The sequence below is a fragment of the Pleomorphomonas sp. NRK KF1 genome, assembly GCF_023721755.1.
Lineage (GTDB): Bacteria > Pseudomonadota > Alphaproteobacteria > Rhizobiales > Pleomorphomonadaceae > Pleomorphomonas.
In genome coordinates this window covers 197056-221749 of record NZ_JAMDLH010000001.1, presented here as the reverse complement: position 1 = coordinate 221749, position 24694 = coordinate 197056, and the positions used below count along the sequence as shown (strand labels likewise).

Sequence of the window (24694 nt, the reverse complement as noted above, 5' to 3'; positions counted from 1 at the left end):
CCTTGGCGCCCCCCTTCTCGTTACAGTCTCCGATGCCGGCTTACGCAGCGGCAAGTTCCGTCTTGCGCTTGTCGACCACCTTCTGCGCCACCGGGCCGGTGATCTCCTGCAGGTGATCGAAGGCCGCCTCGAAGGTGCCGACGCCGGCCGTCGCCGACCTGAGTTCGACGATCAGCATGCCCATCTCCGCCTGCGGGATCAACGCTTCCGTCACATCCCAGCCCTGCCAGCCTTCGCGGCCGTCGAAGCCGAGCAACTGGCCACGCCGGCCGGTGACGATCTGGTTGATGCGAGCGGTAAACTCGCTCGGCCCGTAGAACTTCACCCTGAGGATCGGCTCCAGCAGCACCGGCGAGCATTGTGGCAGTCCTTCGCGCATGCCGATGCCGGCCGCCGTCTTGAAGGCCATGTCGGAACTATCGACGGGGTGGAACGAACCATCGGACAGCGTCACCTTGACGTCGACCAGCGGGAAGCCGAGGGCACCGCGCTTCAGGCTTTCGACGACGCCTTCTTCGATCGCCGGGAAGTAGTTCTTCGGCACGGCGCCACCGGTAACCACTTCAGCGAAAGCGAAGCCCTCGCCGCGCCCCTGCGGCTCGATCGTCAAGACGCAATCGCCGAACTGACCGTGACCGCCCGATTGCTTCTTGTGGCGGCCGCGCACGGTGATCGACGACTTGATGGTCTCCCGGTAGGGAATAACGGGATCGCGCGTCACCACGGCAACGCCGAACCGGTTCTGCAAGCGTTCGAGCTGAACGCGCAGGTGCATTTCCCCCTGCCCCTCGATCCTTGTCTCCGCCGTATCGGCGTCCTGCACCACGACCAGCGACGGATCTTCCTCAGCGAGACGTCCCAGCGCCGTCGACAACTTGACGTCATCCTTGGCTTCCTTGGGAGCCACCACCATGGAGATGACCGGCGACGGAGGAACGAGCGGCACCAGTTCCTTCGGCGGCGTCTTGCCGGACGACAGCGTCAAGCCGGTCTCGGCGGGATCGACCTTGCCGATGCCGACCACAGAGCCGGCGATCGCCTCGGGCACCTTGCTCGGCGTTCCGGTCCCGAGCGCATATAGGCCGGATACACGGCCCGTAGCGCCATCGGCGGCCGTCAACGCCAGGCCATCGGTCAGCTTGCCGGAAAGCACACGAACGATAGAGAGCTTGCCGGCATGCGACGTCTGCACGGTCTTGGCCACCTGAACGATGGCTTCGGCCCCATCGGCGAGCCCAAGTCGCGCTCGCGTTTCCTCGATGCCGGCGGCGTCATGGCGCAACGCCTTCATAAGGCGGGTGATGCCGTTACCCCGCTCCGCCGAGCCGACGAACACCGGCGTGATCTGCCCGGACCGCATTTCCTTGCGCAGATCCTGGAAGATCTGGCTCCGATCGGGAGCGACGTCGGTCAGCAGCTCTTCCATCAGGTCGTCGTCATAGTCGGCGAGGCGCTCCAGCATCTCATAGCGAGCAGCCAGCTCGTCGGCCTGATGATCGGAGGGAATGGGTACTTCCTGGCTTTCGGCGTGTTCGCGGTAGACCAGCGCCCGTTCGAGGGCCAGCTCGATGGTGCCGATGGCCGCGCCATCCTTCCAGATCGGAATCTGGCGCAACACCAACGGCGTGGTCGATGCCGACTGCATCAGCTTCAGGGTGTCGCGAAGCGTGGCGTCGGCCTTGTCGATCTTGTTGACAAACAGCACGTGGGGAACGCCCGCCGCTTCGAGCTGCCGGAGCACCAGTTGCAAGGCCGGGATCTTCTTCTCGTCTGCCTCGCAGACGACCACCGCCACGTCGGCGACGGCCAGGACCGGCTGCATCTCGAATGAGAACTCAACAAAGCCCGGACAGTCGAGGAAGGTGTAGCGGTCGCCCAGGAACTCGGCGTCAGCGGCGTTGAGGTCTATGCCCATGCCGTGGGCGCGCGCTTCCTTGGAACGGTCGCCAACGCTGCTGCCCGCCGCCACGTTGCCGGCCTTCGGAATTGCCCCCGTCCGCTCGAGGATCGCCTCGAGAAGCGTCGTCTTGCCGCTGCCGTGAGGCCCCACGATGGCAACGCAACGGGGGCCGGCTGCTCTGCCGTCGGTGGTGGTTCCGGTATGTCCTGACATGGCTGACCTCCAGATATGTTTCCGTTATGTTCTCGCCCGTCCAATTCCGCAGCCCCCGATTCCCGGGACTGCGGAGCGCTCACTCTCGGGTCGGACACCCCTCCTGCGATGACCGACAAGGCAAGAATGTGCCTGTTTTCAAGGCTTGGCAATACGGGCAAGCGGCAGCCGGCATGGAACCCGACTAAGGGATGAAGGCGTTGCCGGGCTGGCGAGGGGCGCTGTGTGGAAACATCGGCGGAGGAGATGACGGAGCCAAAAACAAACGCGGGACGCCGATCCCACGATGCCGGCGTCCCGCGTCGCTGGAGCCGCCGCCCGCTTCGGGAGGAACTGAAGCAGGCGGCGGGAAGAGGCTCGGGAGCGGACGGTCTCCGCCCCCGATTGCCGGGCGATCTCAGCCGAGACGGGCCCATGCCGGCAGCATGTCGCCATGAGCGCGGCAGAGATCGTCGACCAGCGACCAGATCTGGTCGAGATCGAGTTCGGCAGCCGTATGCGGGTCCATCATGGCCGCGTGGTAGAGGTGCTCGCGGTTCTCGGTCATCAGCGCCGCCACCGTCAGCTCCTGGACGTTGACGTTGGTGCGGATCAAAGCCGTGAGTTGCGGCGGCAGGTCGCCGATATAGGTCGGCTGAATGCCCGAGGCGTCGACGAGGCAGGGAACCTCAGCGGCGCAATAGTCCGGCAGGGAGGTGATGCAGCCGTTGTTGCGGACATTGCCGTAGATCACCGACGGTTCGCCCGTCCAGACCGAATTGATGATCTGCGAGGCATACTCGTGGCTCTCCTTCACCTCGACGGTATCTGAGGCCTTCAGCGCCTCGAGATCCTTCTCCCAGCGGGCGATCTGCTCGACGCAGCGCTTGGGGTACTCGTCGAGCGGGATGCCGAACTTCTCGATCAGGTCGTCGCGGCCTTCCTTGATGAACCACGGCGTATACTCGGCGAAATGCTCGGAGCTTTCGGTGACGAAGTAGCCGAGCCGCGTCAACATCTCGTAGCGCACCTTGTTGGGGCAGCGCGGGTTCCAGCTCGACGGCTTGGGGTAGCGTCCCTCGCGATAGCCGCGCACCAGATCGGGATAAAGGTTGCGATAGCTGCCGTCCGCCTGCCGGTGCTCGAACTTCAGGTAGAAGGCCATGTGGTTGATGCCGGCCGCCCGGTAGCGGATCTCCGAAATCGGGATTTCCAGGTCGCGCGCCAATTCCTCGGCGGTACCCTGCACCGAGTGGCAGAGGCCGACCTGCCTGATCTTCGGATACTTGGCCGAGATCGCCCAGGTGTTGATCGCCATCGGATTGACGTATTGGAGCAGCACGGCGTTCGGGCAGACCTCCATCATGTCGGCGCAGATCGCCCAGAGATGCGGAACGGTGCGAATGCCGCGCATGATGCCGCCAACGCCCAGCGTGTCGGCGATGGTCTGGCGCAGGCCGTATTTCTTGGGCACTTCGAAGTCGGTGACCGTGGCCGGCTTGTAGCCGCCAATCTGGAAGGCCACGACGACGAAGTCGGCACCATCGAGCGCCTTGCGGCGATCGGTGTAGGTTTCGACCTTCGCCGGCGCATCAAGCAGCTTGACGAGACGGCCGACGACCATCTCGCTTTCCGCCAGACGCTTCTCGTTGACGTCCATCAGGGCGATGGTCGCGCCCTTCAGCGCCGGCCGGTGCAGCACGTCGCCGAGGATGTTCTTCATGAACACCGTCGAACCGGCACCGATGAAGGTGATCTTGGGATTGGCCGCCATTTTCCACTATCCTCCAGGCAAACAGATTTCCCGCACGAACCGGCATCGCCGGTCCGCCATCGGGGACAGGTTTGTTGTTTTCTCGTTCAGGGGCCGCCGCTCTCAACGGTTTGCCCCAGTCGGGCTCCGTCGTGCTCACCAGAGCAAGGCGAAGCCCGGAATTCCGCCGCCTAGGCGGCCACTTCGAAGGCCGCCTTCACCAGCTTTTCTGTATAGGCGGTCTTCGGCTTGAACAGGACCTCCTCGACCGGCCCCTCCTCGACGATCTGCCCATGCTGCATGACGATGACGCGATGGCAGAGCGCCCGGACGACCTTGAGGTCGTGGGAAATGAAGAGATAGCTGAGCCCCCGCTCGTCCTGCAGCTTGCGCAGAAGATCGATGATCTGAGCCTGGACCGACAGGTCGAGCGCCGAGGTCGGCTCGTCGAGCAGAATGAACTCAGGCTCGAGCGCGATGGCGCGGGCGATGGCGATGCGCTGTCTCTGGCCGCCCGAGAACTCGTGCGGGAAACGGGACAGAATGTTGGTCGGCAGACCGGCTGCCGTGAGCGCGTCGCGCACCCGATCGAGCCGCTCGGCCCGATTGGCGCCGATGCCGTTGACGATCAGGCCCTCCTCAATGATCTGGCACACCGACATGCGCGGGTTGAGCGAGGAAAACGGATCCTGGAACACCACCTGCATGCGCGACCTGAGCGGCCTCAGCTCCTCCCGGTTCTTGCCGTGGATGGGCTTGCCATCGAAGTAGATCTCGCCGCCATCGGGGTCGGATAGGCGGATCAGCGCCTGGCCGAAGGTGGTCTTGCCGGAGCCGCTCTCGCCGACGATGCCCAGCGTCTCGTGGCGCCGTAGCGTCAGGCTGAGATTGTCGACGGCGACCAGCTCGTGGAACTCGGCGTTGAAGAATCCGCCTTTCTTGAGCATGAAGGCAACGCGAACGTCCTTGCCCTCAAGCATCACCGGTGACTCCGCCGGCAAGGGGTTGGCGTGGCCACGCGGTTCAGACCCGAGAAGATGGCGGGTGTAGGAGTGCCGAGGATTCTCGAACAGCGCCTCGGTGGTGTTGTGTTCCTTCACCTCCCCCTTCTGCATCACGTAGACGTAGTCGGAGAACTTGCGGACCACCGTGAGATCGTGGGTGATCAGGATCACCGCCATGCCATGGCGCTGCTGCAGGTCGCGGATCAGCTGAAGGATCTGTGCCTGGACCGTCACGTCGAGCGCCGTCGTCGGTTCATCGGCGATCAGCACGTCGGGATTGTTGGCAAGCGCCATGGCGATCATCACGCGCTGGCGCTGACCGCCCGAAAGCTGGTGCGGGTACTGGTTGATGCGCGATTCCGGATCGGGAATATGCACCTCCCGCAAGAGCTCGATCGCCTTCTCGCGCGCCTTGGCCTTCGAGAGCTTCTGATGGATACGGATCGCCTCGACGATCTGCGTGCCGATCGAATAGACCGGATTCAGCGAGGATAGCGGCTCCTGGAATATCATGGAGATGCGGTTGCCGCGCAGCACGCGACGGCGCTGCGAGGACCACTTGAGCACGTCGTCGCCGTTGAAGAGAATGCTGGCTTCAGGGGCAACCCGCGCACGCTTCGACAGAAGCCCCATGATGGTTCGCGCCGTCACCGACTTGCCGGAGCCGCTTTCACCGACGACGGCGATGGTTTCGCCGCGATAAAGCTGCATCGACACGCCGCGCACCGCTTCCACTTCGCCGTCCTCCACCTTGAAGCGAACGGCGACGTTTCGGCAGTCGACAATCGGCTCTCCCTTGCGGCTGTCATGATCGAACCGCACGTCCGGAGCGAGGTTTTCGTCTCTGTCCATGAGCGGCTTCCTCAATAGGGGTCAATGGCGTCGCGCAGACCGTCGCCAAGAGCATTGAAGGCGAAGACGGTCGCGAAGACGAAGGCCACGGGCGCAAGAATCCAGGGATAGGAGCCAATGGCCGAGTAGTTGGAGGTATCCTGCAGCATCAGGCCCCAGGAGATCAGCGGAGGTTTCACGGCGAAGCCGAGGAAGCCGAGGAAGCTTTCCAGCAGCACCACGTTGGGAATGGCCAGTGTTACGGCCACGATGACGTGGCTCATCACGTTGGGGAAGATATGCTGGAAGATGATGCGTCGATCACGGGCGCCGATGGCCATCGCCGCGCGCACGTAGTCGATACGGGCGAGCGCCAGCGTCTTGCCCCGTACTTCGCGAGATAGCTGCGCCCAACCGAGGGCCGACATCACGAAGATGACGAAGGCAAGGAACACCGAGGTTGGCGCCGTCACCGGGATCAGCGAGGTCAGCGCCAGATAGAGCGGCAGTTGCGGGAAGGCCAGGACCAGTTCGACGAAGCGCTGGACCCAGACGTCGAAGCGGCCGCCGAAATAGCCGGAGACCATGCCGACCGTCGTGCCGACCACCGTGACGATCGACACCACGGTAAGAGCGATCATCAGCGAGATGCGCGAGCCGTAGAGGGCGCGCGACAGCACGTCGCGCCCAAACTTGTCGGTTCCGAGAAAATGCACCGGCTTGCCATCGGTGGCACCGAAGAGGTGCCGTTCGGCCGGGATCAGCCAGAGCAGCTTGTAGGGTGCGCCCTTGACGAAGAAGCCGAGGTAGCGGGGATTGTCGTAGTCCGGCCCGATCAGCGGCTGATAGGTGATCGGGTCGAGCTCGGCCCCTTCCACCATGGGATAGACGCGGGGCGTGATCGTCCAGCCGCCATCCTTGTCGGCGAAGGAAATGGTCTCCGGTCGGGAATATCCGACATCGGTGAACTTCGGATCGACCGGCGACAGGAAGTCGGCAAACAAGGCGATGAACACCAGCAGGATGACCATCACGAGGCCGGCCATGCCGGTCCAGGAGCGCTTGAGGCGCCGCCAGACCAGGGAGACATAACTCTCGCTGCCGTGCTTCTCGACGATTTCGCCGGCACCGTTCAGGGTGGATTCGCCAGGAACTAGCATCAGTTGGCTCCTCCACCAAGGCGGATACGGGGATCGAGAAGGGCAAGCAGGATATCGGCGATGATGTTGCCGACGATCAGCGTGGCGGAGAGCACGAGCATGAAGGTGGCCGTGACGTAGACGTCGCCGACGGCCATAGATCCGACAATGGCCGGTCCGACGGTCGGAAGGGCGAAGATGATGGCCGTCTCGATTTCGCCGGTCAGCATGTAGGGCAGCACCACGCCCTGGTACATGACGAGGGGATGCAGCGCATTGGGCACGGCGTGGCGCAGGATCACGACACCTTCCGAAAGCCCCTTGGCCCGTGCCGTCTCGACATACTGGGCGTTGAGCGTGTCGAGCAGATTACCGCGCATCACACGCATGTTGTAGGCGAGGCCGCCAAAGGTGGCGATGGCGACCACCGGCCAGACATGTTGCACGAGATTGACGAACTTGCCCCACGACCACGGCGCGCCGCCGTATTTTGGCGAGAAGAAGCTGTTGATTTCACTGACGTTGAAGTGGAACACCAGGATGTAGACGATCACCAGCGCCATGAGAAATCGTGGGACCGTCATACCCAGGAAGGATATGAAAGACAGGAGGCTGTCGACCCAGGAATACTGCTTCGTCGCCGCTATGATGCCGAAGGATATGCCGATGACCGAAGCCAGCAGATGGCATGTCAGCGCCAACAACAGCGTTCTGGGCAGACGCTCAGCCACCACGTCGGCGACCGGACGATTGTAGAAGAAGCTGCGGCCGAAGTCGCCCTCAGTGACCATGCCGACGATCCAGTTGACGTACTGGACCGGGATCGGCTTATCGAGCCCGTGCGTATGGGCATAGGCCTTGGCCTGGGCATCGGCTTGCTCGAAGGAAGCGCCGCCCTGGTTGATCAGCTGCGAGCGGATGAAGTCGCTGTAGTCGCCGGGAGGCGCCTGAATGATGGCGAAGGTGACGACGCTCAGGATGAAGAGAACCGGGATCGCCGAGGCGATGCGGATGAGCAAGAAGCGGAACATGGATCTGAGACTTCCTGACTCTTTGTCATGGATTTTGAAGGACCCATCTCTCGCGAAATGGGCTGGCTTGGATCGCCATCGGCTGGTGGCCGGTGATGGCTGGAGATCTTAGGCTCCCTCGGACTCCCGGACAATTCTGCGGAGGTCTCGGAAGAAGTGTCCCGGCGGCGGGGGGCACCGCCGGGACGCTGCAGCATCCGCCGATCGGGTTGGACCCGATCGACAAGCGGCTGCTCAGCCAGGGACTCGGAAACACTCTTGTGTTGCCGACCAGATCTTCATCTGGTCGGCGAGTGTCCGGGCCGTTCGAGTGGGAAGATTACTCGACGGGGCCCTTTTCACCCGGCTTGCCGGGCAGAGAGTCCGTGGCCAGCTCGTAGTCGCCCTGCTTGTCGGCGGGGACGTAGAGGCGTTCGCGGAGAACCGTGTCTTCAGCCCAGTTGAACATGAAGATCGGAGTTCCCGGAGGAACGTTGGCAAAGCGCTTGTTGATGATCAGAGCACCGGGATACTCGGTCAGACCGACGCTGTTGACGTTGCTCGTCGCGACCTTGTTGTACTCCTTCATCAGCTCGGCGCGTTCGGCGACGTCCTGAGTGGCGATGAACTTGTTGACGATGTCGACGAGCTGCTGCTCGAAGGGCATCAGGTCAAGCTGTCCGCTCTCCGGGGCGCGATGGAACCACGAGGTCTTCGGGCCGACCGGCGCGAGCTGCTCGGTGTTCTGCACGACGGCCGTCAGTTCCGGACCATGCCTGTTGATCGTCCAGTCGAACTTGCCGCCGTAGTTGGCGTTGTCGCGCTGCTTGCCGTCGAGGGCATTGAGGACGACGCGCAGACCGATCTTCTCCATCTGACCGATCACGCCCTCGGCGAGGTTCTTGTCGGTGGAGTAGTCGGCACTGACCAGCAGCGTGATCTCGACGTCCTTGCCCTTCATCGGGCCGTCCGTGTAGTTCACGACGCCGTTGCCGTCGGTGTCCTTGAGGCCGGCCGCTTCAAGCTCCTTCTTTGCCCCGTCGAGATCGAAGGGATAATAGAAGGTGCTCTCGCGGTCATAGAAGCTCGAACCGGAGGAGATGCCGCCGGGATAGATGGCCGTGAACGGACCCTTCACCAGCGCCTCACCGAGCTTATGCCGGTCGAGACCCATGGTCACGGCCTTGCGGAAGTGCTCGTTGCGGTTCAACTCGCGCACCGCCTGGCCACGCTCGTCCGGACCACCCCAGCCGTTGGCCGAGAAGTTCATGTAGAGGTTGTAGCCGATGAGACGCGGGCCGAACTCGAGGCGAGCCGGCGCGGTAGGCTGAGCGGCGCGCTTGAGCGACTCGACGAAGTTCTCGGGCTGCTCGAGGTTGGAGATGTCGCCGGAACCGGCCACGGCCTGCACGTCGCGGTCCGCCCAAGTCGACAACTTGAAGTGGATCTCGTCAAGATAGGGCAGCTGATTGCCGCTCTCGTCGACCTTCCAGTAGTAGGGATTGCGGCGAAGGACGATGATGTCATCCGGACGGTAGAGAACCGGCGACCAGGCGCCCATCACCGGCCAGTTCATGAAATCCGGTGGGAAGGCATTCTTGTACTGCTCATAGGTATTCTTGGAATACTTGGGATGCTGCGGCTTCAGCATGTGAGCGGGGCCGGGGCAGAAGGTGCCGTAGGCCATGTTGTACAGGTACTGCTTGGGGAAGGCGTCCTTGAACGTCCACTCGATGGTGTAGTCGTCGATCGCCTTCAGGGTCGTACCCTCGCCAAAGGTCGCCGCAGTAGCGCCGTTGGTCGGCGAAACGTTAGGATCGAGGACGTTGTCCTCCCAGTAGAACATGACGTCTTCGGAGGTGAAGGGCTCGCCATCCGACCACTTGGCGCCTTCGATGAGGTGCATGGTCAGCTTGTGACCGTCTTCGGACCATTCCCAGCTCTTGGCGAGGTTGGGAAGCGGCTCCATGTCCTCGGCCTTGATCTGGAACAGCTGCGCGGTACGCGTCAGACACTCGTACATGCCGATGTCGATGCCACCCCAGCCCTGCACCTGTCCGGCCTGGTAATTCCAGCCTTCGGGACGACCGCCGATGACATGGCGGAGCACATCGCCGTAAACGCCGGTGCCGTCGGGCATGTTGCCGGTCTTGAAGACAAGCGGCTCTTTCGGCAGACGATCCTTAACCGGCGGCAAGCGTCCCTTGTCGACGAAGTTCTTGGTGATGTACTCGGGTTCGCTATAGGACGGCAGTGCCTTGTACTCGTAAAGGTCGCTGCGTCCGACGTAGTTGACCTTGCCCTGCCCCTGGAACACCGGGGCCTCCGGCACGGCGGTCAGCTCGGACGCAAAGGCCGCCGTCGCAAAGAACGACGCGCCGAGCATCAGAGCCGACGTCAATTTCATCCGATAAGTCATTCCGTCATGTCCTCCCTCGTAAAACCGGCCACCGGCCACGAGCCGGCGGACGAACAATGCGATGGGCAGCGTCGGAACGCATCCCCCCGCGTCTCTTCCCAAGCCAACCGGCCTCCTCAACCGACCGGTCGACTTCCCCACTGCGGCAGCCCATGGTGCCTGCCGCGTCCGGCGCGGTTGTCCACGCCGGACAATTCTCGATGGCGTGCGATCGCTCAGACCTTGGTGCGCGCCTTCTCCTCTCGGATCTCGTCGATGCCGCGCGCCTCGCGACGGGCCGCTCCCTGCCAGTCGCGGGTCTTGACGGTCGACTTGGCGACCCTTTCCTTGGCCGCGTCGATGGCATGGGCATATTGCGGCAGCCAGCGCGCCTGGGCGACCAGCATTTCGTCGACCATCGCCCACACTTCCTCAGGCGTGCAGATGGCGCCGACCAGCGGATCGTGCAGCATGGCGAGCTTCAGGAGATCGACGTCGCCCGTCACCGCCGCATGCACCGACATGCGCTGCACGTTGACCGACGACAGGCAGGTGGCCGCGCAAGCCTCCGGCAGCGCGATGCCGGCCACCATGTTGATGCCGAAGCGGTCGACGAAGCCGGGCGACTCGATGATGCAATCCTCCGGCAGATTGGTGATGACGCCGCGGTTTTTCTGATTGAAGTGACCGCGATAGACCCTGCCCGTTTCCAGCGCCTCGATGATGTGGCTGGCATGCTCGCTCGAACGTCGCGCCGGGTCGATCTTTTCCTCGGCCTCCTTCAGGAACTCGGGGAACTCCGTCTCGAACCAGTTGCGCTGTTCGGTGGTGAAGCGCAGGTAACCGCCCGTCTCGCCATGGATCCAGTCGGACATGTCGATCCAGTTCATGATCTCGCCGGGCCGCTTGCGATACCAGGGCAGGTACTCCGACAGGTGGCCGTTGCTTTCCGTGGAGTAGACGCCGAAGCGCTTCAGCACGTCGATGCGGACCTTCTCCTGCTTGGAGTAGACGGGATGCGCCTCGAAGGCGGCGACGATCTCGTCCTTGGTCACCTTGCGGCCGCGAACGCGGACGTCGACGTACCAGGTCTGGTGATTGATGCCCGAGCAGATGTAGTCCACCTCGTCGTGGCCGACGCCGAAGATGTCCGCGATCTGCTCGCCGCCGTGCTGGACGCCATGGCAGAGGCCGATGGTGTCGACCTTGCCATACTCGATGGCAGCCCAGGTGTTCATGGCCATGGGGTTGGCGTAGTTCATGAACCTGGCGCCGGGCTCGGCAACCTCGCGGATGTCCTTGCAGAAATCGAGGATCACCGGAATGTTGCGCTGCCCGTAGAGGATGCCGCCGGCGCAGATCGTGTCGCCGACGCACTGGTCGACGCCGTATTTCAGCGGAATGCGGATGTCGTCCTGATAGGCGTCGAGGCCGCCGACGCGGACGCAGGAAATCACATAGCGCGCGCCTTCGAGCGCCTTGCGGCGATCGGTGGTCGCGGTCACCTTGGCCGGGAGCTTGTTGACTTCAACGATCTTTCTCAGGATCGTCGCGATCATCGTCAGATTGTGCTCGGAAATGTCGGTCAGCGCGAACTCGACATCGGCAAACTCCGGTACGCACAGAATGTCGGTAAAGAGCTTCTTGGTGAAGCCGACGCTTCCAGCGCCGATGATCGCAACTTTGAAGGCTGCCATGCTGTCCTCGTTCAATCGCCTAAAACGACCGGATAAGGATACTTCCAGACAATACAAAGGTGTTGCGCAAGCGACACTGTCGCGTTGCGCCTTACATCTTGTCCTTGGGGAAGTCCCTGGCTCCGTCCGTTCCGTTCTTCTTGTTGGCTGCATTAAGACGTAATATGGCTGCCAAGGCCAGACGAGGATTGTGCTTCGATGGGTAATTCTGTGCTCGACAAACTGCGACAAAATGGCCCGGGAATGACGACAATGTCATTGCCGCGGGGGCGCAATCTGCTCCATACGATGCCGACCAGCACTGGCTATGATATTCAAACTTCAAAGGAATATTCCTGGGACGGGCGCAAACGCGGACAAACTCCCTTCACGGTTCTCCAGCACACAATTTCAGGGCATGGAAATTTGCGCTACGAGGACAAGCACTATCGCATCGGCGAGGGCGAGGCGATGCTGGTGCTGGTGCCGCATAACCATCGCTACTGGCTGGAAGACGGCGGCCGCTGGGAGTTCTTCTGGATTTCGATGAACGGTGAGGAGGCGCTGCGGCTGCATCGATCGGTCATGGCCGTGACCGGTCCGGTTCTTCACCTTAAGCCGCGCACGGTGGAAACGCTGGCCGACTGCTCTCTTAGAATGATGGAGGGCGAAGGCGAGACGCCGGGCGCCGCATCGGCCCTGGCCTATCGCGCCGCCATGGCGCTTTACGACGACGTGTTCGCCGGCACCTATTCCGATGCTACCCAGGCAAGCCCGATGGCGCCGGTGATCCGGCACATCCTCAACAACCTGCAAAGCGACCTGTCGGTCGACGAACTGGCCGGCGTCGCGGGTCTCAGCCGAGCCCATTTCAGCCGCGTCTTCACCGCCACCGAAGGGCGGCCGCCATCGGAGTATGTGCTGGCCGAGCGGATGCGCCGCGCCGCGAAGTTGCTGGCGGTCAACACGGAGATCTCGGTCAAGGAGGTGGCAACGCTGACCGGGTTCTCCGACCCCAACTACTTCTCGAAGGTGTTCCGCCGCTTCTTCGGCGCCAGCCCGACCGAGTTCCGCACCACCGGCATGTACGCCACGCAAACCATCGGCACCGACCGATAGCGAACCGGCCGAAAAGTCGTCAGCCGCCGTTGGCAGCGATCCAGGCGCCCAGCGCGTCGCGTTCTTCGCGCGTCATGCCCGTTTCGTTGCCAAGCGGCATGACCTCCGAATCGACCGCCTGCATCTTGATGAGCGGCGCATAGCGGCGAATGTGCTCGACATCGGTAAAGACGAGGCCCTTTGGCGGCTCCGTGAATCCTTCATGAGTCGGCTTGGCGGAATGGCACATCACGCAATGCGTCGCGGCGAGGCGAAGCACGTCCGCATCGGTAACGGTCGAGGCATCCGCGACATCGGCAGAGCGCGGCAACGGCACGGTGGCGATGACAGCCAAGGTCAGAGCAACGGCCGCCCCCGGTAGGGCCCACCAGTACTTCCGGAATGGATCACCCGCCTCGTGGCGGTTGAGAAGGTGGCGTACCATGCCGCCGGTGACGAGAATCAGCGCCACCAGAAGCCAGCCGTGCGGGTGGCCGGTGAGCAGAGGATAGTGGTTGGACACCATCATGAGGAGCACCGGCAACGTCAGGTAGTTGTTGTGGATGGAGCGTTGCCGCCCCTGCAGTCCCAGGGTCGGGTCCGGCCTCTCGCCCGCCATCAGCGCGGCGGCGATTTTCTTCTGGTTGGGGATGATCACCCTGAAGACGTTGGCGGCCATGATGGTGCCGACCAGAGCGCCGACGTGGATGAAGGCGCCGCGCCCTGAGAAGACGTTGCTGAACAGCGCGGCGAAGCCGACGATCATCAGGAAGACGCAGAAGACGACCAGGCCGGGATGATCATCGGTCGTGTGCTTCATGAGTCCGTCGTAGGCCAACCAGCCGAGGAGCAGCGACAGAACCGAAATGGCGATCGCCTGCCATGGCGCGAGATCGGCCACGGAGGGATCGATCAGGTAGGCCCGGGCGTTGAAATAGTAGATTGTCGTCAGCAGCAGGAAGCCGGAGACGAAGGTGAGGTAGGCCTCCCAGCGGTACCAGACGAGATCCTCCGGCAGCTCTTCGGGCGCCACCGCGTATTTCTCGACGTTGTAGAAGCCGCCGCCGTGCACAAGCCAGGCCGTGCCGTAGACGCCCGGATTCATCTTCGTCCGTTTGCGAAGGCTGAGATCGAGGGCGATGAAGAAGAAGCTGGTGCCGATCCATCCGATGCCGACCACGAGATGGAACCAGCGGGCCAGAATATGAAGCCATTCAATGGCAAAGCTCAGCATGTGTAGGGCCTGGCGCCTCGTTGCGGACTTCGCCCGGCCTAGCATGTAGGCATGACGCATCCATACGCATTTAGCCGTAATCTAGCCCTTGGGAGCCGACTTGCGCAAGTCGGCTGGCAGATCGAAATGCCAATATTTCCGGCAGGTTGGCGGCTTTCCACAAAGCAGAGAGGCCGCCCGAAGGCGGCCCCGTGCGAGTTCAGCAACAAACAGAACAGCCGAAGCTTACTGCGGCAGCTTGTCGTCGACGCCCTTGACGTACCAGTTCATGCCCAGGAGATCGGCGTCCGGAGCGACGACGCCGTCGGCATAGCGCTCCTTGCCGTCCTGATCGAAGATCGGACCGGTGAAGGGGTTCCAGCCGCCAACGATCTTGGCCTCGGTCTCCTCGGCGAGCTTCTTGGTCTCGTCGGACATGTTGGTGTACTCGGCCATGTGGACGGTACCGTCCTTGATGCCTTCCCACACGTCATCGGCCTTCCAGGTGCCGTCGAGAACGGCCTTGACCGACTTGATGTAGTGCGGACCCCAGTCATCGACGATGGCGGTCATCTGCGCCTTGGGCGCGAACTTGATCATGTCGGACGACTGGCCGAAGCCTTTAAGGCCACGCTCTTCGGCGACCTGGATGGCAGCCGTCGAGTCGGTGTGCTGGACGATGATGTCGGCACCCTGGTCGAACAGAGCCTTGGCGGCGTCGGCTTCCTTGCCCGGATCGAACCAGGAGTTCACCCAGACGATCTTGACCTTGAAGTCGGGGTTGATCGACTGCGCGCCGAGCATGAAGGCGTTGATGCCCATCACCACTTCCGGGATCGGGAAGGAGACGATGTAGCCGGCGAGGCCCTTCTCCGATTCCTTGGCAGCAATCTGGCCGAGGATGTAGCGGCCCTCGTAGAAGCGAGCGTTGTAGAGGCCCATGTTGGGGGCGCTCTTGTAGCCGGTAGCGTGCTCGAATTTAACGTCCGGGAACTTCTTGGCCACCTTCAGCTCGGGATCCATGAAGCCGAAGGACGTACCGAAGATGATGCCGCAGCCTTCGCGGGCGAAGCGCTCGAAGACGCGCTCGGCATCCGGACCTTCGGCGACGTTCTCGACGTAGGCGGTTTCCACCTTGTCGCCGAGTTCCTTCTCGACCGCGAGACGGCCCTGATCGTGCTGGTAGGAGTAGCCGAAGTCGCCGATCGGGCCGGTGTAGACCCAGCAGGCCTTCAGCTTGTCGGCGGCCGAGGCGCCCGAGACGGCGCCGATGGCGAGCGCCAGGGCCGTACCGGCAAGAAGCGCAAGTTTCTTCATGTTCATTCTCCCCTGGTGTGGGTTTTCCCACGGTCTGTCACGGTCTTGAGTGAGGCGCCGGCCGACCGTATCGCCGACGCTTGTCGATGGCCTCTCCCGCCTTTAGCGGTCGGGCACGAAAGATTTGCCCAGACTGCTGGGCGTATTGAACAAGGTCGCCCGCCGGTTGCCGGAGATGGCGACCAGCACGATCACAGTGGCAAGATACGGCAGCATCGCAAGGAACTGCGACGGAAAACCAATGCCGAGCGCCTGGGTATGCAGCTGCAGCACGGTTACCGCGCCGAACAGGTAGGCGCCGATGGCGGCCCGCCACGGTATCCACGATGCGAACACCACCAGCGCCAATGCGATCCAGCCGCGGCCGGCTGTCATGTTTTCCACCCAGAGCGGCGTGTAGGCGACCGACAGATAGGCGCCGCCGAGACCGGCCATGGCTCCGCCGAAGATGACAGCGAGATAGCGCACGCCGATCACCGAATAGCCGAGGGCGTGCGCGGACGTGTGGTTGTCGCCAACGGCGCGCAGGATCAGGCCGGCGCGCGTCCGGTTGAGGAACCAGGAAACGCCGAACACCGCCGCAAAGGACAGGTAGACCAGGAGGTCCTGCCCGAACAGGATCTTGCCGACGAAGGGCAGATCGGTGAGGCCGGGAACATGGAGGCTCTGGAGCTTGATGCCCGGTTGACCGACGAAACTCTCGCCCATCAGGCCGGAGAGGCCGAGACCGAACAGCGTCAGCGCGAGACCGGACGCCACCTGGTTGGCGACCAGCGTCAGCGTCACGAAGGCGAAGATCAACGACACGAGCATGCCGGCGATGGCGCCGCCAACGATGCCGAGCAAGGGACTGCCGGTGGAGATGGTGACGGCGAAGCCGGCAACGGCGCCCATCACCATCATGCCCTCGACGCCGAGGTTCAGAACGCCGGACTTCTCCACGACCAGCTCACCGGTGGCCGCCAGCAGAAGCGGCGTCGCCGCCGTGATGATGGTGAGGATGATGGCCTCAAGCATGGGCGCCCTCCCCTTCGCGACCGGTAACCAAGCGCACCTTGTAGAGGATCAGGGTGTCGGCAGCCAGCACGAAGAACAGCAGCACGCCCTGAATGACCGTGGCGAGCTTGGAGGACATCTGCAGGGACGTCTGGATGGCCTCACCGCCCAAGTAGGACGAGGCGATGACGAGACCGGCAATCAGGATTCCGACCGGATTGAGACGACCAAGAAAGGCAACGATGATCGCCGTGAAGCCGTAGCCCGGAGATATGACCGGCTGCAGCTTGCCGATCTCGCTCATCACCACCATCATGCCAGCAAGCCCGGCCAGCGCACCCGACAGGGCGAAGGCGAAGGCGGTCATCCGGCGGTTGGAGAAGCCGGCGAAGGCGCCTGCACGTGGGCTCTGTCCGAGAACGCGGATTTCAAAGCCCTTCAGTGTCGAGCGCATGACCACAGCCAGGATTACGACTAGGAGCAAGGCGATCGGCGCGGAGAGGTTGAGATAGATGCCCCCGACGTCGACGGCATTCAGCACCGCCCACTCGTGGAAGTCGACGGTGATTGGGAAGTTGTAGCCCTGGGGGCTGCGCCAAGGGCCGCGGACCATCCAGTCAAGAAACAGGTTGGAGCAGTAGACCAGCATCAGACTGGTCAGGATTTCGTTGGTGCCGAATACGGTCTTGAGCTTGGCCGGGATCAGCGCGAACAACGCGCCGCCGGCCATGGCCATCAACAGCATCAGGGGCAGAACCACCGGGTTGACGAAGTCCGGGAAAAGGATCGGCAGGATCGATCCGACGATGGCGCCAATGGTGAGCTGCCCTTCAGCGCCGATGTTCCAGTTGTTGGAGAGGTAACAGACCGAAAGGCCGAGCGCGATGATGACGAGCGGCGTGGCCTTGGTGATCAGCTGCTCGACGCCCCAGAGCGACGTGATGGGCTCCAGGAAGAAATACCAAATGCCGGTGAGAGGGTTATGTCCCTGCGCGGCAAAGACGATGCCGGCGAACACCACGGTCAGGGCCACGGCGACCACCGGCGACAGCACGCTCATCAGACGGCTTTTCTCGCTCCGCTTGACCAGTTCCAGGCGCATCATGCCGCCGCCGCTCCCTTCTTCTCGGCGCCGCCGGCCATCAGCAGGCCAACCTTTTCCGGCGTCAGAGTGTCGGCGTCTTCCGCCTTGGACAAATGGCCGCGCGAGATGACCGCGATACGATCGGCGATCTCGAAGATCTCGTCGAGATCCTGCGAGATGACGAGGATGGCGGCGCCCTTGCGCGACAGATCGATCAACGACTGCCGGATCACCGCCGCCGCGCCTGCGTCGACGCCCCACGTGGGCTGGGCGACGATCAGGATCTTCGGCGTGCGCTCGACCTCGCGCCCGACGACGAACTTCTGCAGGTTACCGCCCGAAAGCGACCGTGCTTCGGGGTCCAGAACGCCCTTTCGGACGTCGAACAGACTCGTCACCGTCTCGACGATGCGACCGGCTTTGCCGAAGCGGGTGAAGCCGCGCCGGGCGATCCCTTCACCGGTGCCATGGCGAGTGAGCACGACATTCTCGGACAACTTCAGCGCCGGCACGGCGCCATGGCCGAGACGCTCCTCCGGAACGAAAGCCGCGCCAAGCAGGCGACGCTCGTTGATGTCCATCAGGCCGGCGGCTTCGCCGGCGAAGATCACCATGTCTTCCTTTTCGAGCGGCTCCTCGCCCGACAGCGCATCGAACAGTTCCTTCTGGCCGTTGCCGGCGATACCGGCGATGGCGACGATCTCACCGGCGCGGACGGACAGGTCGATGTCCTTGAGCGACACGCCGAAGGCTTCCTGCGAGACCTGCGTCAAACCCTTGAGGAGGATGGCCTCCGGGCCGAGCTTGCCTCTTTCTCGAACGACACGCGTTATTTCGTTGCCGACCATCAGTTGGGCCAGCGTATTCACCGTCTCCCTGGCAGGATCGGTCTCGGCCACCACCTTGGCGCGACGCATGATGGTTGCGTGGTGACAGAGCGCCCTCACCTCTTCCAAGCGGTGCGAGATGTAGAGAATGGCGCAGCCCTCGGCAGCGAGACGCCTGAGGGTCACGAACAACTGGTCGGCCTCCTGCGGCGTCAGCACCGATGTCGGCTCGTCCATGATGATCAGTTCGGGGTTCTGCAGCAGGCAGCGAACGATCTCGACGCGTTGCCGCTCGCCCACCGACAGGTCGGCGATGTGGGCGTTCGGGTCGAGCGGCAAGCCATAATTGGCGGAAACCCGGGCTATCGTGTCGGAAAGCTCGCCCGTCGCCCGGCAGTTGGGAAGCGCCAGGGCGATGTTCTCGGCGACCGTCATCGCCTCGAACAGGGAGAAATGCTGGAACACCATGCCGACGCCGAGCGCACGCGCCTCGGCGGGCGAACCGACCGTCACCGGCCGGCCCTTCCAGAAAATACCGCCGCTGTTGGGCTGCAGCGAACCGTAGATGATCTTGACCAGCGTCGACTTGCCGGCGCCGTTCTCGCCAAGCAGCGCGTGGATCTCGCCCGGCATGATCTTCAGCGATACGGAATCATTTGCGGTAAAGCTGCCGAAACGCTTCGTAACGTGACGAACCTCAAGAAGCGGCGTATCGCCCCCCACCCGGCGGAGCATTTCTCCGGTGCTGTCCCCAGTCCCTTCGCCCATCAGAGCCGTCGTCCCCGTTTCACCGCGCTTTGTCTATTTTCTGTGCAACATAGAAGCACGATTTCGCCCGTCGGACGCGCCAAAAGATTCAGCCGGAATGTCCGAATAAATGGGCAGACTGCTTAATTTCTGAGCTGACGGCCGCCTCACCGGCCGCGAACCCTCCGCCCGGGGTCCTACGAAGTTTCTCGTCGACAATCAACAGCTCTGCGACCACGGAGACAGCGATATGCTCCGGTTCTTTCGAGGTTATCCCCGGCACACCAATCGGGCAGGTGAAAGCCCTGATACGGGCTTCCGAGTGGCCGAGCTCGGCGAGGCGATGCTCGAAGCGGGCGCGCTTGGTGCGCGAGCCGATCAACCCGACATAGGGGAATCGGTCTTCTGACAAGGCGGCATGCAGAATATCGAGATCGAGGCCATGATCGTGGGTCATGATCAATACGAAGGCATCGGCGGAAGCGGTCCTGAGCTCCGCCGGCGGCGTGCCGGTGACCACCCGTTCGAGCCGGGCCAATGGCAGGTCGGGAAAGGCGCTCTGCCGGCCGTCGATCCAGCGGACACGGAAGGGCAACGGTGCCAGCGCCAATACCACGGCCCGGCCCACGTGCCCGGCGCCGAACAGCAGCAGGTCGCGCAAGGGTTCGCCGAAGCTCTCGTCGATCCGGCCATCGTCGATGATCGCGGTTGGCTCACGCCGCTCGACACCGATCACGCGCCGGTCGATCGGGGTGGTGCCGGCCCAGTTGCCGGTGGTCTGGAAAGGCCCCGCCGCCTCGGCTTTGGCAAGTTCGGCGACGGAGGCCAACCGGGACACCGTGAAGGTTTCGATCATCAGGCTGACCGCGCCGCCGCAACACTGGCCAATGGACGGGCCGAGCGCGAGATCGAGCCGTTCGCTGCCGTCGCGCCCCGCATGCAGCGCGGCCATGGCGCGCTCCATCGCGTCGAGTTCCAGCCGGCCGCCACCAATGGTGCCGGAGATGGCGCCGTCGATCGAGACGACCATGCGAGCGCCGGCCTCGCGTGGCGTCGACCCCTTCGCCCCAACGATCGTCACCAGTGCCGCAACGCCGTCGCGGCTCAGGAGACGATGAAGCGGGGCGAAGACGTCTTTCATGCCTCGCCTCGCCGCATGACCGCCACCGCCCGCATGATCGACTCCGGCGTCGCCGGCGCGTCGAGCGGCGGCACGGCGCCCGGTTTCAGGCTGGCGACAGCATCGAAGATCGCCGAGAACACCGAGCAGGCGAGCATCAACGGCGGCTCGCCGACGGCCTTCGAGGAATGGATGGTCTCTTCGCGGTTGGCGCCATCCCACAGGCGAGTGTTGAAGACGGTCGGCACGTCCCCGGCCGTCGGGATCTTGTAGGTGGACGGGGCATGCGTCGAGAGCCGCCCCTTGTCGTCCCAAACCAGTTCCTCGGTGGTCAGCCAACCCATGCCCTGGATGAAGGCGCCTTCGATCTGGCCGATGTCGATGGCCGGATTGAGAGACCGTCCGCAATCGTGGAGGATGTCCACGCGATCGACCTTCATCTCGCCGGTCATGGTGTCAATGGTCACCTCGGCGCAGGCCGCGCCGTAGGCGAAATAGAGGAACGGCCGCCCCTCGGCCTTCTGACGGTCCCAGTGGATCTTCGGCGTGGAATAGAACCCGGAGGCGGACAGCTGAACGCGGCCCTCGTAGCAGGACTTGGCGAGATCTGCAAAGGACAGCGAGCCGCTGGCATGACTGACACGACCGTCGGCGAACACCACGCTCTCAGGCGGCGCATTCGTCGTCGCCGCCAGATGGGCGACCATCCGCGCCTTGATCTCGTCGCAAGCGGCGAGCGCCGCCATGCCGTTGAGGTCGGAGCCGGAGGACGCGGCGGTCGCCGAGGTATTGGGCACCTTGGACGTGTTGGTGGCGGTGATGCGGACCCGGTCGAGCGGTATGCCGAAGGCATCGGCCGCAACCTGCGCCACCTTGGTGTTCAGCCCCTGCCCCATTTCGGTGCCGCCGTGGTTCAGATGAACCGAACCGTCGGCGTAAACGTGCACCAACGCGCCCGCCTGATTGAGGTGGGTCAGGGTGAAGGCAATGCCGAACTTGAGCGGCGTCAGCGCGATGCCCTTGCGAAGAATGCGGTTCTTCGAGTTGAAGGCACGACATTCCTGCCGGCGCTTGGCGTAATCGCAGGAGCGTTCGAGGTCGGCGACCAGCTCCGGAAGGATGTTGTCCTCGACCTTCTGGCCATAGGGCGTCACGTCGCGGCCGGGGCCGTAGAAGTTGCGCTTCCTGACCTCCAGCGGATCGATGCCGGTGACGATGGCGAGCGTATCCATGATGCGCTCGGCGGCGAGGATGCCCTGCGGGCCGCCGAAGCCGCGGAAAGCTGTGTTGGTCACCGTGTTGGTCTTGAGCCGCTCCGATTTAAGAGCGACGTTAGGATAGAAATAGGCGTTGTCGGCGTGAAACAGCGTGCGGTCGTTGACGCCGCCCGAGAGATCGGCCGAGTAGCCGCAACGGGCCATGAAGTCGATGTCGGCGGCCAGGATCTTGCCGGAGCTGTCATAGGCGACGGAAAAGGCCGTCGTCATGTCGTGCCGCTTGCCGGTCATCACCATGTCGTCGTCGCGGTCGAGCCGAAGCTTGCACGGCCGCCCGGTAACGCGCGCGCCCAGCGCGGCAAGACAGGCCCACTGGCTCGCCTGGCTCTCCTTGCCGCCGAAGCCGCCGCCCATGCGACGAACCTCCACGGTCACCATGGCATTCGGCAGCCCGAGCATATGGGCGACGCAGTGCTGGACTTCCGACGGATGCTGGGTCGACGAGTAGACGTGCATGTCGCCCGTCTCGCCGGGGATCGCTAGGGCGACCTGCCCCTCCAGATAGAAATGCTCCTGCCCTCCATTGCGGATGACGCCATCGAACCGCCGCTGGGCGCTGGCAAAGGAGCGCGCCACATCGCCGCGACCATAGCCATAATCGTCGAGCACGCGCAGTCCTTTGGCCTTCGCTTCCTCGATTGCGAGAACCGGCGTTTCCGCCTCGCCCTCGAAGAGAGCCAGCCGTGTGGCGCGACGGGCGGCGTCGCGCGTTTCCGCCACGACGCAGAACAGCACTTCACCCCAGAACTCGACCTCCTTGTCGGCGAGGATCGGATCTCCGCCGGTCGAGGTCGACCAGTCGTTGCGGCCTGGGATATCCGCCGCCGTCAGCACGGCGACGACTCCCGGCGCCTGCCGAACGCGGGACAGATCAATGTCGCGGATGCGGCCGCGCGCCATGTCGGGGCAGAAGCCAGGCGCGAGGTGCAGCGTGCCGGTCGGCTCGACCATGTCGTCGATATAGACGGCGCGGCCGGTGACGTGCAGCACGGCGCTGTCATGGGCGGTCGAGCGATGGACGACCCGCTCGACGGCCGCTTCGGAGATCTCGGATTCGGGCGCGTTCATCAGACAACCTCCGCTTCCGGGGCCTCGCGGCGGCCGATGACGCGGGTGCGGCTCGTCGGCGCGCCGGCACATTCGACCAGAGCCTTGGCAAGCAGCGCCTTCGCCGTTTCCATGCGATAGGCCGCCGACGCCCGCATGTCGGAAATCGGCGCGTAATCCTCGCCAAGCGCCTCGATGGCCGCCCCCCAACTTGCCGCCCGCGCCGGTTGGGCGCCTGTCAGCCGCGCCTCGGCGGTGAGGGCACGCTTGGGCGTCGCCGCCATGCCGCCAAAGGCGATGCGCGCTTCGGTGATGACGCCGTCATCTATGGTGAAGCGGAACGCTCCCATCACCGCCGAAATGTCCTCGTCGAACCGCTTGGAAATCTTGTAGGCGCGGAACACCTGGTTCGGCGCCAGCTTGGGCACCAGGAGACCGGCGACGAACTCGCCCGGCTGGCGATCCTGCTTGCCATAGGCGATGAAGTAATCCTCGAGCGGCAGCGCCCGCCCATCCTCGCCATGGGCAAGTTCGAGTGTGGCGCCCAACGCGATCAGGGCCGGCGGCATATCGCCGATCGGCGAGCCGTTGGCGATGTTGCCGCCGATGGTGCCGACGGCGCGCACCTGGCGCGAGCCAACGCGGCGGATGAGTTCGCCGAGGTCGGGATCGAGGTCGGCGAAGGCGGCGGCGGCGTCCTCGTAGGTCGCACCGGCGCCAAGGATCAATGCATCACCGACATCCTCGATCTGCCGCAGCGCCGAAACGCGACCGACGTGGACCACCTGCGAAATCGGCTGCATCCCCTTGGTCACCTTGAGGCCGACGTCAGTGCCGCCGGCAAGAAGCGTCGCCTCTGGGTATTTCATGACCAGTTGCGCCAAGGCCGAAAGATTGGCCGGCGCGGCGAAGAAAGCACTGTTGGAGCCGATGAACACGTCCTGCCCGTCGGCGAGAAACTGCAAGAGACCGGCGGTCTGCGGCATGGCCTCCGTGAACCGATCGGCCGGCGGCTCGGCCATGGCGGCGAGCGCGGCATCCACGATGGGCCTGTAGCCAGTGCAGCGACAGAGATTGCCGGCCAGCGCCGTGATGATCTCATCGCGTTCCGGCGGACCTTCGCGCCCCTCCTGATGGTAAAGCGCGAACAGGCTCATGACGATGCCCGGCGTACAGAAACCGCATTGCGAGCCGTGGGCGTCGACCATCGCCTGCTGGACGGGATGCAACCGGCCTTCGGGCCAGGCGATATCCTCGACGGTGATGATCTCCTTGCCATCCATGGCGCCGAGGAACTGGATGCAGGAGTTGACCGGACGATAGACGACACGGTCATTCTTCCATTCACCGATGACGACGGTACATGCGCCGCAATCGCCTTCGTTGCAGCCTTCCTTGGTCCCGGTTGCACGCTCCCTGAGGCGCAGATAGTCGAGCAGCGTCTCGGTTGGCCTGATGTCGTCGATTTCGACAATTCGCCCGCGGCGGACGATGCGGATGGAGTCGCGCATGAGGTCAGCTCCCGCGATAGGTTGAGTATCCGTAAGGCGAGATCAGCAGCGGCACATGATAGTGGGCCGAGGCATCGGCGATACCGAAACGGATGGGTACGAGGTCGAGAAAGGCGGGGTCGGCAAGGACATGGCCAGCCGCGCGCAAGTAGTCGCCGGCATGGAAGACCAGTTCGTAGGTACCGACGACGAACGTGATGCCGGAGAGCAGCGCTCCATCGATACGACCATCGTCGTTGGTGATCGCCTCGCGGACAAGGTCACGGGAGCCATCCAGGCGAATAGCCCAGAGTTCGATCCTCAGGCCGGCGGCCGGGCGGCCCGCCGCCGTATCGAGCACATGGGTTGTCAGACGCCCCTCAGCCAACGCACAGTCCTTCCTTGTTGGCGCCGGCGCAAAGCCGGCTTCTGTCGCAGACGTTTTGTCTGGCACGACTTGCCGCCTTTAGGAAGGCCCATTCCCTGAAACGGAGCCGTCGACCATAGCTTTTCCAGACGGAAACGACGATCCGCCCGACAGGAATTAGTATGGGCGACCAAACCCGTCGCGCGAC

Annotated in this window: 17 protein-coding genes; 1 reads left to right on the top strand and 16 read right to left on the bottom strand. The window is 63.6% G+C overall.

Annotated features, from left to right (window positions below):
- Positions 1-40: 40 nt before the first annotated feature.
- From M4J39_RS00975 to M4J39_RS00945, 7 genes are all read right to left on the bottom strand, one after another.
- Positions 41-2113, bottom strand: a complete 2073-nt coding sequence (locus tag M4J39_RS00975) for an elongation factor G (RefSeq protein ID WP_251725761.1) — start codon at positions 2111-2113, stop codon at positions 41-43.
- A 397-nt stretch (positions 2114-2510) separates the two neighbouring features.
- Entirely contained in the window at positions 2511-3866 is a 1356-nt protein-coding gene (locus tag M4J39_RS00970) for an alpha-glucosidase/alpha-galactosidase (RefSeq protein WP_251725760.1), read from the bottom strand.
- 170 nt (positions 3867-4036) lie between these two features.
- On the bottom strand, positions 4037-5701 hold the full coding sequence (locus M4J39_RS00965) for an ABC transporter ATP-binding protein (RefSeq protein ID WP_251725759.1): 1665 nt from the start codon (positions 5699-5701) through the stop codon (positions 4037-4039).
- A gap of 11 nt (positions 5702-5712) precedes the next feature.
- Entirely contained in the window at positions 5713-6840 is a 1128-nt protein-coding gene (locus M4J39_RS00960; RefSeq protein WP_251725757.1) for an ABC transporter permease, read from the bottom strand.
- Positions 6840-7850, bottom strand: a complete 1011-nt coding sequence (locus M4J39_RS00955) for an ABC transporter permease (RefSeq protein WP_251725756.1) — start codon at positions 7848-7850, stop codon at positions 6840-6842. The genes M4J39_RS00960 and M4J39_RS00955 overlap by 1 nt, the downstream gene beginning before the upstream one ends.
- A 319-nt stretch (positions 7851-8169) precedes the next feature.
- Complete coding sequence (locus M4J39_RS00950; RefSeq protein WP_371875360.1) at positions 8170-10236, bottom strand: ABC transporter substrate-binding protein; 2067 nt, start codon at positions 10234-10236, stop codon at positions 8170-8172.
- Between the two features lie 227 nt (positions 10237-10463).
- Entirely contained in the window at positions 10464-11924 is a 1461-nt protein-coding gene (locus M4J39_RS00945) for an alpha-glucosidase/alpha-galactosidase (protein WP_251725754.1), read from the bottom strand.
- Between the two features lie 198 nt (positions 11925-12122).
- On the opposite strand from M4J39_RS00945, the gene M4J39_RS00940 reads away from it, so the two are divergent.
- Positions 12123-13022 (top strand): AraC family transcriptional regulator, encoded by a 900-nt coding sequence (locus tag M4J39_RS00940; RefSeq protein ID WP_251725752.1) that lies wholly within the window; start codon positions 12123-12125, stop codon positions 13020-13022.
- Positions 13023-13041: 19 nt separating this feature from the next.
- On the opposite strand, the gene M4J39_RS00935 is transcribed toward M4J39_RS00940, so the two are convergent.
- The 9 genes from M4J39_RS00935 to uraH all read right to left on the bottom strand — a co-directional run bounded on the left by M4J39_RS00935 (position 13042) and on the right by uraH (position 24507).
- Positions 13042-14235 carry a urate hydroxylase PuuD gene (locus tag M4J39_RS00935; RefSeq protein WP_251725750.1) on the bottom strand — a complete coding sequence of 398 codons (1194 nt, stop codon included), beginning with the start codon at positions 14233-14235 and terminating at the stop codon, positions 13042-13044.
- Positions 14236-14460: 225 nt separating this feature from the next.
- Positions 14461-15531 carry a BMP family ABC transporter substrate-binding protein gene (locus M4J39_RS00930; protein WP_251725749.1) on the bottom strand — a complete coding sequence of 357 codons (1071 nt, stop codon included), beginning with the start codon at positions 15529-15531 and terminating at the stop codon, positions 14461-14463.
- Between the two features lie 102 nt (positions 15532-15633).
- Positions 15634-16548, bottom strand: coding sequence for an ABC transporter permease (locus M4J39_RS00925; RefSeq protein ID WP_251725748.1), 915 nt, complete (start codon positions 16546-16548; stop codon positions 15634-15636).
- On the bottom strand, positions 16541-17629 hold the full coding sequence (locus M4J39_RS00920) for an ABC transporter permease (protein ID WP_251726762.1): 1089 nt from the start codon (positions 17627-17629) through the stop codon (positions 16541-16543). The genes M4J39_RS00925 and M4J39_RS00920 overlap by 8 nt, the downstream gene beginning before the upstream one ends.
- Complete coding sequence (locus M4J39_RS00915) at positions 17629-19173, bottom strand: ABC transporter ATP-binding protein (RefSeq protein ID WP_251725747.1); 1545 nt, start codon at positions 19171-19173, stop codon at positions 17629-17631. The genes M4J39_RS00920 and M4J39_RS00915 overlap by 1 nt, the downstream gene beginning before the upstream one ends.
- 121 nt (positions 19174-19294) lie before the next feature.
- Positions 19295-20326: a xanthine dehydrogenase accessory protein XdhC gene (gene xdhC, locus M4J39_RS00910; RefSeq protein WP_251725745.1), complete on the bottom strand. Its 1032-nt coding sequence runs from the start codon at positions 20324-20326 to the stop codon at positions 19295-19297.
- Positions 20323-22650, bottom strand: a complete 2328-nt coding sequence (gene xdhB, locus M4J39_RS00905; RefSeq protein ID WP_251725743.1) for a xanthine dehydrogenase molybdopterin binding subunit — start codon at positions 22648-22650, stop codon at positions 20323-20325. Before xdhB ends, xdhC begins: the two co-directional genes overlap by 4 nt.
- Positions 22650-24140, bottom strand: coding sequence for a xanthine dehydrogenase small subunit (gene xdhA, locus M4J39_RS00900; protein WP_251725741.1), 1491 nt, complete (start codon positions 24138-24140; stop codon positions 22650-22652). The genes xdhB and xdhA overlap by 1 nt, the downstream gene beginning before the upstream one ends.
- 4 nt (positions 24141-24144) lie before the next feature.
- Positions 24145-24507: a hydroxyisourate hydrolase gene (gene uraH / locus M4J39_RS00895; protein ID WP_251725740.1), complete on the bottom strand. Its 363-nt coding sequence runs from the start codon at positions 24505-24507 to the stop codon at positions 24145-24147.
- Between the last annotated feature and the right edge of the window lie 187 nt (positions 24508-24694).